4 protein-coding genes are annotated in these 12,374 nt (G+C 55.3%); all 4 read right to left on the bottom strand.

Annotated elements, in window-relative coordinates; genetic code table 11:
• Positions 1-9,078: calcium-binding protein (locus FEM54_RS34915; protein WP_138450985.1), on the bottom strand; the 9,078-nt coding region annotated here is incomplete at its 3' end.
• Between the two features lie 33 nt (positions 9,079-9,111).
• Positions 9,112-9,630: a DUF5625 family protein gene (locus tag FEM54_RS11720; protein WP_138450983.1), complete on the bottom strand. Its 519-nt coding sequence runs from the start codon at positions 9,628-9,630 to the stop codon at positions 9,112-9,114.
• Positions 9,631-9,666: 36 nt separating this feature from the next.
• Positions 9,667-11,082, bottom strand: a complete 1,416-nt coding sequence (locus FEM54_RS11715) for an HlyD family type I secretion periplasmic adaptor subunit (RefSeq protein ID WP_138450981.1) — start codon at positions 11,080-11,082, stop codon at positions 9,667-9,669.
• 91 nt (positions 11,083-11,173) lie between these two features.
• Positions 11,174-12,374: ATP-binding cassette domain-containing protein (locus FEM54_RS11710; protein ID WP_138450977.1), on the bottom strand; the 1,201-nt coding region annotated here is incomplete at its 5' end.

Below are 12,374 nucleotides of genomic sequence, written 5' to 3'. Positions count from 1 at the left end.
TACCTTGATCACGTCCAAGTTACCCCCCGAAGAATCGTAGTCACTTATCAAGTCTTGCCCAACTCCACGATAAAACAGGTAGGTGTCATTGCCTACGTCTCCATAGAGGGTGTCGTTGCCAGGCCCTCCGTCGAGTGTATCTGCCCCCGCCCCACCATAAAGTGTGTCTTTACCAGTACCGCCACTGAGCCTGTCATTACCCGACAATCCGTAGAGTTTATCGTCGCCGCCGAGCCCGTTAAGGATGTCGTCACGGGATTCCTCGCCCTGGAGAACGTCGTTACCTTCAGTGGCCACGCCCTTGACCAGGGCCTGCACGGTTGCCACATTCCAGAACGTGCCATTGGCGAATTGTATTTTCTCGATCTGTGAATCCGCTGAAGAAAACCAATCCCTAACAATGAGTTTGTCTGTGGTACCAATGATTGCCAACTCGAGGTCGGAGTCTTGGCGGGAAGCCTTGACGTCGGCCGCACCGATGCCAGGGCCAAACTTGATTACATCGACGTTGCCGGCCGTCCAGTCGCGGTCGAGGATGGTGTCCTGCCCACTGCCACGTTGGAAGTGATAGGTGTCATTACCCGAGCCACCATAGAGCCAGTCATTGCCCAGGCCACCATCGAGAGAGTCCTGGCCCATGCCGCCATCGAGTGTGTCGTCGCCGCCTCCACCATTGAGCACATCGTTACCAGCCTGGCCGTACAATTTGTCGCCGCCGCCCAGCCCGTCAATCCGCTCGTCTGTTTCGTCGCCGTAGATCGTATCGGCGGCTTCACTGGCAGGCACCCAGGACAGGCGCCGCAGATCATTTACGCCCCAGACCGTCCCGTTGGCAAACTCCACGCGTTCCACTTGGTAATTGGCGTCGGTGTAACTGTAGATGGTCATCTTGTCTGTGGTGCCGTTGATGGCCAGGTACACGTTCGAGCCGTCACGTCTGACGATCAGATCAGCAGGCGACAGGTCGGCCGCGACTTTGATCGTATCGCGGTTACCTGTCGTCGAATCAAATTCACTGATGGTGTCCTGCCCCATACCGCGGTAGAACAGGTAGGTATCGTCGCCCATGCCGCCGGAGAGGTAGTCGTTGCCGGCGCGGCCGTCGAGGGTGTCATTCCCGTCACCGCCCGTCAGTGAGTCGTTGCCGTCACCACCGTCAAGGAGGTCGTTGCCGGCATCTCCATTGAGCGTGTCGTTACCCGCACCGCCATTGAGTCGGTCATCACCCGCATCACCGTACAGCAGGTCATTGCCATCGAGACCGTTGAGTACATCGGCCTCGATATCACCATACAAGGTATCAGCGCCTTGAGTAGCCACGCCGCGTGTCATAGCCTTGAGCGCTTCAAGATCCCAGGTCGTGCCATCGGCAAATTCGACGCGCTCCACCGCATACGCGATATTTTTGAAAAAGGTGATCGACAGCTTATCGGTCGTACCCCTGATCGCGAGGGTGAGGTTGTTACCCTCACGGCTCAGTAACAGGTCCGCAGGCATCAGATCGGACGCGACCTCGATCGTATCGATGCTGGTGCCGCTCCATTCAACATCGGTAATCGTGTCCTGACCCATGCCCCGGTACATACGGTATGTGTCGCTGCCAGCATCTCCAGACAACCGATCATTACCGACTCCACCATCAAGGATGTCGTTGCCGGCTCCGCCATTGAGCCAGTCGTTGCCATCGCCCCCATTCAAAATGTCGTCCCCGGCGTTGCCGTAGAGGTAGTCTTCACCACCCAGACCATTCAAGGTGTTGGCCTGGGCGTCGCCTGTCAGGGTCTCGCCATTTTTTGTACCGTTGATCACGGTAGTGGCGGGGCTTACCACGATCTCGAAGATATCGCCGGCTGCTGCCGCCGAAAGGTCGGTCACGGAAACATTGACCGAGAGTGTGCCGCTTTCGCCAGGCGTACCGCTGAACGTGCGAGTCGCCGGATCAAACACCAGCCAGGTCGGCAGTGCCGAGCCGTTGGCCAGCGTCGCCTGATAGGTCAGCCGATCTCCGACGTCTACATCGGCGAACGTACTGGCTGGTACTTCATACTTGAGTGCCTGACCGCTTTTGAGGCTCAGATCAGTGAGGGCGTTAACCAGTCGCGGTGCATCGTTGACGTTGGCAACCGTCAGGTTGAAGGCATCCGAAACTGTTGCGCCGGCTTTGTCTGTGGCGGTGACCCGGATCATCACGCTGCCGACCTTGTCGTTGCCGGGTGTGCCACTGAAGGTCAGGGTCTTGGGGTCAAAGGTCAGCCAGCCTGGCAAGGGTTTGCCATCTGCCAAGGTCGCGCTCAACGTGAATGCATCACCGGCATCCGCATCAGCGAAAGTGCCGGCGGCCAGTGTCAGTACAAATCGGCTGTCCTCGGTGGCATTCTGGTCCGCAATTGCAGTTGAGAGTGTAGGCGCCCGGTTGTTCTGGATTGCCAGTGTGGCGGTATTCCAGACCTTGCCGTTGGCGAACTCGATACGTTCGATGCTGTGGCCAGCGGTGGCCGTCCAATTCGAAACAATTTGCTGGCCATTATTCAGACGCAACACCATGCCTCGTTCGGAATGCTCAACGGCAACGTTGCGCTCTTCGATACCCGCTTCGAACACAATGGTATCCGCGCCGCCGCCAGCACCCGACTCTTCATTGATCGTGTCTCGCCCCTGCCCGGGGCCGAACACATAACGATCATCGCCTTTGCCACCTTGCAGGAGATCGTCTCCGGCACCACCGTAAAGACGGTTGTTGTGCTCGTTGCCTACCAGGTGGTTTGCCAACGCATTGCCCGTTGCGTTCAACGCAGGGCCCGAAAGTTCCAGGTTTTCGACATTGTTCCCGAGTGTGAAATCAACGGTGGAGATCACCTTGTCAGTGCCGGCGTTGAGCCCTTCCACCACCACGTCCGCTGTGTTGTCTACAAAGTAGGTGTCATTGCCCTGCTCACCGTACATCCGGTCCGCGCCCTGGGCGCCGTCAATCCGGTTGTCTGCGCTGTTGCCACGCAGGACGTTATCGGCAGCGTTGCCTGTGGCATTGATCCGGGCGATTCCCGTTAATGCCAGATTCTCCAAATGGTTGGACAGCGTGAAAGAGACCGAAGAGCGAACACTGTCCGTGCCTTCCCCCGCCAGTTCGACAATGCGGTCGTTGCCGTCATCGACAACATAGGTATCGTCATCCAGGCCACCTATCATCACATCGGAGCCACCTGCGCCATCCAATACGTTGTTGCCGCTATTACACACGATGCGATTGGTCAGCCCGTTACCGGTTCCATTGATGGCTGCGGAACCTTGCAACAGCAAGGACTCCACCTCATCGGGCAGTACATAACTGACGCTGGATTTGACGACGTCGTAACCGCCACCCACCACTTCCCTGGCCACATCCCCGATGTTATCGACGATGTAGGTGTCGTCGCCCAGTCGCCCTTCCATGACATCGGCGCCCGCACCGCCATCCAAAGTGTTGCCTCCTGCATCCCCGACAAGCACGTCATCGACATCGGTGCCGCTCAGCAGTACCTTGGGCCGCGCAGGTAATTGGCTGAAGATGAAATTGCTGGCAGATAACTGGTCGGCCTTCACGCCTTTGAGCGTCAGATATTGAGTACCGCTAGCCATGACGCCTAGCCAGACACGCAGGTACTGTTCGCCGTCGACCGTCACCGTACTGAAGTTCAATTCAGAAAACGCGCGCACAGCTCGAATCTGTGACAGATCGATTTTTTCGCCGGCATTTGCGACTTCAAAATCATCGATCAGGTTGGCCATGACGCCGTTCGAAACACTGGCCCGAAGGTCCTCGACCACAACAAATCGATCATTACCTTCACCACCAGCGACCGCGCCAATCGTATGCGATGCAGCGCCATCGAGCTTAATATTGGATGAGAGCAAGGTATTGGCGGCAAGATCGTTGATAGCCTGATCTCCCTCGAGGTAAAGAGTGTCGTTGCCAGCATCTCCCCCTAGATAGTCCTGCCCTGGACCACCGTACAGCACATCATCGCCAGCACCACCGCGTACCGTATCATTACCTTCACCACCATTGATGACGTCATTGCCACCTACAGTTGAACCGGTGGAGCTTTCGCCCACCAACACATCGTGACCGAGACCACCGGTGATCTTGTCGGCACCAGAACCACCAAACACACGCTCACCGCTATCATTAGCCCAGTACAGGAACCCATTGATGGTGTCAGGCAAAACGCGTTCAGTCAGTGTACCGCTGTGTCCAAAACCGTAACCTGATCCGACCGCCAAATGACTTAAGCGCAAGCCGTCTGGCACATGCACGAAGCTGTTGAGTTTCAAGCCCTGAGACTGAACGTTCTTGAGCAACACTGTCTGTCCATTGATCAAGCCTAACCGGGTATCCGCACCTTGCTGTGTAATGCTCATTGAAGAATAAACATCGGCATCAAAACCCGACAAGACAATCCTGTCGGTGCCTATCACAAAGTCAGTGAGCGTATCGGTTTCTCCCGCCGCCTTATCGATCACGAAGTAGTCAGTGTCAGCACCACCAGTCAAGGTGTCGTTGCCTTTGCCACCTATCAGAGTGTCGATACCGGCTCCGCCAGACAACACATCATTACCGCGCCCACCAGAAAGATGGTTAGCGGCCGAGTTACCAATTAATTTGTCGGCGAACTCACCACCGATCAAATGCTCGATATTCCCCGGATTGCTTATAGTCAACCGAGTACCGGCCAGTGTTGCTTCACCCGCTGACAAATCAATACTGCTGGAGCTGGATATAGCCGCAACATTGATCGTATCTTGCCCACCGTCGGTGTCGTTGAGCACGTTGCGTCCGTTTGTAGCAGCCAACTGTGCGTACTCGTTGGTATACACATACTGGTCGTTGCGCGTTTCTCCCTTACCAAAGACGTTGAGACTCCAACTGTTCAGTGTGCCGGTATCACCCGTCACGCTGTCAATCACTTGCAGTGTCCAGTTGCCCTTCACTGCCTCGCCACGAAGCAAAGCCGTGTCGAAGACGTAATCGAGTGTTTTTTCACCGTTAAAGTCAGCATTTCCGCGGTCACTGACCGCAGAGCCCGGTACCTTACCCGGACGATTCATTAGAATGGACTCAGTACCCGACGGCGAGATGAGCTTGAGAATGAGGTCCCCTGGACGGGAGTGGGTCAAGTTGACTTTGACCTCGACATGTTCGGCTCGGCCATCCATATTGCTCAACGTCAGCGAATGACTGATCCCCGAGCCTTGCCCGTCGTGAATCAACCGGTTGAGCACACCCGACTCCAAAGGAGTGATCAGGCTGTACTCGTTGGCAAAGGTCTGCTGGGTATTCCAGGTTTCCGCCAGACGCACAGCAGCGCGAGCATCGACCTCGCCGTAACCGTAGTCGTGACTGACGTGCATGCCGCCGCCGTTCCAATTCTGGCTGCCGTTGTTCTGCCATGAAGTCGTGGCGTCTATCACCTTACGGGCCGAGAGTGCGAGTATCTCCTGTACGTCGCGGTAACCCAGCTCATGGTTTGCCTCCAGCATCAGCGCGACGATGCCCGATACAATCGGTGCGGCAAAACTGGTGCCTTGAGAAACGCTTGAGTCTGCACCGAAGGTGGAACCGTTGTCGTTCTGCACCAAGCGCGAAGTCGACGTGACATTCGAACCGGGTGCGCTGACCAGAATACTGGCGCCGGGGCTAGAGAAAGGCTTGCCACCCAGTTGCAGTGCGCCGAGGTCGGTCGTCGCATTGATGGCGCCGACGACAATACTGCTGCGGCTGTTGGTGACGTTCGAGTAGTTGGTGTTGCCGCCTTTTACGCGGTCATTGCCTCCCCCAGTGACAATCACAGTGCCCAAGCCGTCGCGGCCTGTGCCGATAGCCTGGCGATAGGCGACAGGCATCAGCCCCAACTCAGTCGGGGTGAACCGCAGGTCGAAGTGATGGCTACTGCCCCAGCTGTGATTCACCACATCGTATTCACGCATGCGGGACATGTTGCTGAAATCTTCTTTATTGATCCAATAGCCGGCGATGCTGGCGTCATAGGCGACACCAATACTGCCTTCGCCGTTGCGTGCAGCCACCATCACTCCAGCCACCAGGGTCGCGTGATCGCTGAACAGACCACCACTGCCCTCGCCGGCCATTTGCCCCGGCGTGGCGTTGGCCAGCCAGTTCTTGTCGATGTTGTCTTTCAGGTCGGCGTGACGGTAATCGAGAATTTCCTTGGTCATGCCGAACGGGCTGTTGACTTCGATCTGGGCGATCTTGACGCCTTTACCCGTGTAGTCATTCCATACCGGAAGAATATTGGCCTGCGACAGGTACCACTGATCGGTGACTAACGGATCGCTGGGCAGGTCAGCGGTCCTGAGGTACACGGCGGCGCGCATAGTGGCGCTCTCGCCGGTGCCTGTATTCGTGATGGTGCTGGCTTCGTTACCCTTGGCGTCGGCCACCGTGTATTTGAAACCCATCAGGCCGGTAAAAGTTGCGTCAGGTGTAAACAACACGTCGCCGGCCTGGGTCAGGCTGGCCGTGCCGCCCACCACGTCAAACAAACCGGTGATGTGCAACACATCGTGTTGCAAGTCGATGTCGTTCTGAAGCAGTTGCTCCTTGCCGATCAGGTGTGCATTCGTGCGCTCGAAACCGACGCCTGCCTTGTCCTGGCTCAGAACATCTTTGACCAGCAACGGGTTTTCCATGCCTGCGCTAGTGGCCGTCGGAATCTCCACCAGTGCGAGGTTCTTGAAGTTGGCTTTTTCGACGTTTTGCAGGAAGTCGGTACCGTCGCGTCCGGCAACCGTGTCACTGATCCATACGCCTTCAGTCGTGCGGGTGATGTGATAGTCGGAAAAATCGCCCGATAACTCCACAATATCCAGACCTTCACCACCGTCTATCCGGTCATCGCCTGCGCCGCCGATCAGGATATCGTCACCGGTGCCGCCGCTCAGGTTGTCATCGTCCTGACCGCCATCAATCAGGTCATTACCTGAACCCCCACCGATGCGGTCATTGCCGCGATGGCCGCGCAATACATCGTTGCCCGCGCCACCCATCAGGGTGTCGTTACCGCCCTCTCCTGACAACGCATCATTGGCCAAACCACCGACGAGCACATCGTCGCCGTCGCCGCCGCGCATATACACGGTGCTGTTGCCGCCGCCGACAAATACATCGTTGCCACGGCCGCCTTGTGCGATTTCGACACTGGCGTCGGCCAGGTTCAGATACACGCCCTTGTCGCCGAGTACTTGCGCGATGTCGGTGCCGTCGCCGCCATGAACATTGGCGGACAGGTCATCGCCGTCGATCAACAGCACGTCGTCGCCTGCACCGCCGTAGAAGGTATCGCTGCCTTGACCGCCGGCCAGCCAGTTAGTCTGGGCATCCCCTTGGAGTACATCGTTACCCGAGCTGCCGGTAGCGTTGTTGACGCCTTTTTGCGCGACGTCGATGGTCTCGCCGGTCGTCGAGGCCGATACGTAGCCTTTCACGGCAGCGACTTGCTCGGAGCCCTGGGTTGAAACCACAGTGCCCGAGCTGTTTGTCGTAAAGACGTGACCGTTGGGGTTGGCGATGAAGTTCGCAGCGATGGCTTCCTTGCTCACGCCATTTTGCACAAAGGTCCCGCGCGCGAGCACCTCGTTGCCGTCACGCACTTCGCCACTTTGCAATTGGTTCTTCAGGTTGATTTGCGTGATGCCCAGGGCCGCGAGTGACTTGAGTTCGCTGGTTTCACCGGTGTCAATCGCCCCGTTGGCGTTGCGATCGTCCCAGCTTTTGCCATCGTGATTGGCATCTACCCATACGTTGACACTCGACCACGCTGCGTCCTGGTTGTCGAATACGCCATCGGCATTGCTGTCCAGACTGGCCAGCGCTGCAAATCCATTGGCGAAACGTTTTTGTCCCGCTTCACCGTTAGTGCCGGCCACACCGCCGAAGTACTCGGAGAGGGTTTCACTGATGTTGTCGATCTTGCCGTTGGCGTTGACGTCCACCACGACGATACCGTCCTGGGCGCTGACCCAGCCGGTTTCTTCAAGGCTACCGCCATCGTTGTCAGCATCGAAGAACACAGGGGCTGTCAGGTAATCGGTCAGGCGCACGCCGTCGCCATTGAGGTCCAGCACCAACGGGTCAGTAGGCAAAGTCAGGCGAGCACGTGCGTCACCGGAGTTCAACAGCGCCGCCAAGGTGCTGCCGTAAGTGAGACTCTGGCTGGAGTTGCGTAGGCTGAAGTCGAAAACGTCCTTGACCGTATTGATGTTACCGGGGCGGTAACCATCGGCCAGGATCTGGGTGGCGGCAGCAGTAAAGGTGTTGTTAACCCAGTTGCCTTGATATTGGTTCAGGTTCAACTTGTTGGGGTCGTAGCTCAGGTTCCAGCCACCGCCACTGGTCACTAGGCCATTGCTGACTTGTGCGGCGGCGGCGTCATGGTCGATGGATTCTTTGTACTTGATACCTGATAGGGTATCGGTGGTCAGGGAGAATTCGTTCTTCACCGGGCTTGCAGTCACTGAGTCGGAAGGGTTCAACCAGAGGCAAGACTGGCCCGCGCCCGTGTCGTAATACGCGCCATTGCGCGTGAGGTCATCGCGGATAATTTGCGCACCAAACCCATACAACAAACCTTTGATATTATCTTTGTTGTTGCCCGGCCAAAGATCCCCCTCAAACTTTTTGTCGTTGTAACCGATGGATTGAAGAGAGGCGTAAACAAAGTCTACACAGCTGTTATTGAACAGATTATAGGTCGAGGCGTCAAAACCAAATGCTTTGGGGTTATTTGAAAACGCAATCAACTGCTCATATTGTGCCGCGCTGAGTTTTACTGTCACCTCATAGGCCGTTTGTTGATAGCCTGCATCATCATGATTAGTCAGTCGACCGATATCGAACAGTTTGCCGTTCTGAGAAGCAAAACCGTAACTTTCAGAAGTCGAGCCATCGCTCACGCTATACCACATGTGCCCACCGGGTGATTTATGAATATCACCGATTTTATGGCCTGCCACATCTTCCTGATAGACATACTCTGCCGAACGCTCGGCAACCTTGTAAGTTACGGTATATTCTTTATCCACTTAGAATTCCCTCGTCGAATTATAGAGACCCAATCAGATTTTTCGATCATAGGTTGCAAACTGCATGTAACACTCTTCTCCACGAAAAGCATCAGCAGGCCCAACAGTATTTACTTTTACGATATAACGCCCTGGCATCAGTTCGTAGTTTTTGATTGTCCTAATACCGACTGATCGCTTTTGCCCTTTCACCTCAATCACAGCGCCCGCATCAACACCGGCAGTGATGATTGTTTCATCGAAAAAAACTTCGCCATCTTTCAGAATCCGCAAATGAATCGGTAAGGAAACGCCCTTATTTTGATGCAGTCCCCGCCAGAGCTCACGTTGTTTTTTTATGCCTGAATAGTCCGCTGCCCAAACAAACATCACCGCGAAGGTGTAACCAGTTTTACGTTTAACAACGAACTCCGAAATGACCGACTGATCCGCCATTGCCACCTTGATCGGAGTAACCGTCGACATCGAGTCAGCACATGCAAACATACAATAGAAGAGCGTAAAAAATATCTTGAAAATAGCCAAATTCTTAACAATCACACTACCACTCACGCTCAAACTCCTTTTTATAAAATTTGAATAAAACTATCAGCGCTCACGCAGACTCTCATCCACATGCTGCTGCAACGGACTCAAAAAATAATCAATCACCCGGCGCTGATCTGTTTTAACTTCAGCCGTAACAGACATCCCCGGCGTCAGCGCAACACGTTGTCCTTTGATCATTAGGCTGTCGGACTTAAGCCGAATACGGCTGCTGTAAATACGGCCTCGCTTTTCATCCTCAATCGCATCATTTGAAATACTGACAACTTCGCCTTCAACCGTGCCGTATTTGGTAAACGTGAAGGTTTCCACTTTGACAGTGACGGATTGACCGATTCGAACAAACCCCACATCTTTGTTTTCCAGCATCGCCTCAACCTCTACAGGCTGATTACTAGGCACAATGACCATGAGTTGCTGCGCTGGCGTCACAACCCCGCCGACGGTATGGACGGCCAGCTGTTGAACCGTGCCATCCACGGAAGCCCTAAGAAGTGTCAACGTTTCCTGGTATTGGGCTTTAGCCAGCTCTTGAATCAAGCTGGCTTCTTTCTGATTGGCTTCTTGCTGCAAATCGAGCATTGAACGCCGAGTTTGGGCCACCACGCCTTCACGCCGACGTTTGGCCTCACCCTGAGCAGCGGTTGATTGCAATACACTCGCTTGCTGGACGCTGAGTTGGCGCTGAAGGTCCAGGCGAGCCTGCTCTTTTTCCAAATATTCGTGCCTGGCAACATACTGTTGAGCCAGTAACCGCTGATAGTCTTGAGCTAACTGAGTGGCGATCGGTAACGTTTTCAGCAAGCTAGAGACTTGAGCTTTGGCGGCTTGTATATCCGCGTCCCGTTGAAGAATTTCGGCCTCGACAAGATCGAGGCTGCTGCGATACTCCTGATATTGCCCCTGCAACCAACGCTGTGCAGTCAGCACCTGGTCGGGAGTAGCTCCCTGAATCAAACCTATTAGAGGTTGAGGCTCTTTTTGATGATTGATCGCATCCAGCATCGCCCCGCCACGGACACTGTCAATCCGGGCCGCTAAAAGGTCACTCTGAATGCGCCGAACCTCTGCATCTGCCGAAGTCGGGTCTAATTCAATCAGGACTTCTCCCGCGTTGACCACCTGACCATCGGTGACATGAATCGCCGTAACGACTGCAGTCTCACTGGATTGAATCAACTTGGTCTTGCCACTGGGAACAATTTTCCCCGGCGCCACCGCGACCACTTCAATTTTACCGAGGAACGCCCAGAGCAAAGCCAACGTGGCAAAGCCAAGAATGCTCCATATAAAAATGCGGGGTGCAGGATGTACCGGCTTTTCTTGCAGCTCTAATGCGGCCGGTAAAAATTGAACCTCGTGAGGAAGTCGTTTGGGGGCATCCATGGCTTTTCGCCGACGCCACGACTCGCGCCAGGCATGGCGGTAGCGTTGAAACAAATCGGAGCGAGCGCTCATACGATTATCGTCCTATGTAAAAACCTATGCACATCCGTGTCGCCTCCCGAAAAGAGGCGAGATCAGTTCACACATCACGCAACCAAACGGCTCACCCTTGTTGCATACGGTGCAATCGCGAGTAGTGCCCCGCTTGATGGGCCAATAACTCGGTATGCGTGCCCTGCTCGACTATTTGCCCGCGATCAATCACCAAGATACGGTTGGCATCCCTGACGGCGGATAATCGGTGGGCAATAATGATCACCGTGCGGCCCTTGCAAATGCTCTGCATGTTCTGCTGAATAATGCGCTCGGACTCATAGTCCAAAGCACTGGTCGCTTCATCGAAAATCAGAATCCGTGGATTGCCGATCAATGCACGCGCGATCGCTACGCGTTGCCGCTGACCACCTGACAGTGAGGCACCGTGCTCGCCGACTATCGTGTCGTACCCCTCCGGCAACTCCAGAATGAATTCGTGGGCTCCGGCCATCTGTGCCGCCTGCATGACGGCTTCAAGGGGGGTGCCAGGATCGGCCAATGCAATGTTTTCGCGGATGCTGCGGTTGAACAACATGTTGTCCTGAAGTACTACACCAATCTGGCGGCGCAGCGATGAAACATCTGCCAACGCCAAGTCCATGCCGTCCACCAACACCCGTCCTCGCTCTGGGACATACAGGCGTTGAAGCAGTCTGGTGAGTGTGCTTTTTCCAGAACCTGAGCGACCCACAACGCCGATGACTTCGCCCGCCATTATTTTCACGCTAATGCCCCGCAGCACTTCGGAACCATCGGTGCGATAGCGAAAGTGCACTTGGTCAAATTCAATGTGCCCCTTCAGTGGCGGCAGCGCGCTTCTGTCAGCCTGGGACAACTCGGTCCGAGTATTGAGGATGTCGCCTAAACGTTGAACGGACACCCCGGTTTGCTGGAAACTGGTCCAGAGTTGCGCCAGACGTATAATCGGTTGCGAGACCCTGCCGGCCAGCATATTAAAAGCAATCAACTGACCTACCGTCAGGCTGCCATCGATGACCAAACGAGCGCCCATCCATAGGGTTGCGACCGTCACCAACTTACCGATCAGCCCAACACTTTCGTTAGCAATCGTTGAGAGGTTTTGTGTCTTGAAACCAGCGGCAACGTAAGCGGCTATTTGGTTCTCCCACTTACGAATGGCTTGCGGTTCTACGGCCATGGACTTGACCGTATCAATGCCATTTACCGTTTCGACAAGAAACGCCTGATTCTCGGCCCCACGGGAAAAACTATCTTGTAGTCGCGCACGCAGCACTGGCGTGATCAGC

Source organism: Pseudomonas edaphica (genome assembly GCF_005863185.1).
GTDB classification, from domain to species: Bacteria; Pseudomonadota; Gammaproteobacteria; order Pseudomonadales; family Pseudomonadaceae; genus Aquipseudomonas; species Aquipseudomonas edaphica.
Note: the sequence above shows the minus strand (reverse complement) of the source record. Positions and strands in the feature narration are given on the sequence as shown.

Excerpts from the sequence above, each read along its gene's own strand:
- FEM54_RS11715 (WP_138450981.1), bottom strand. The coding sequence starts at position 11,082 with ATGAGCGCTCGCTCCGATTTGTTTCAACGCTACCGCCATGCCTGGCGC.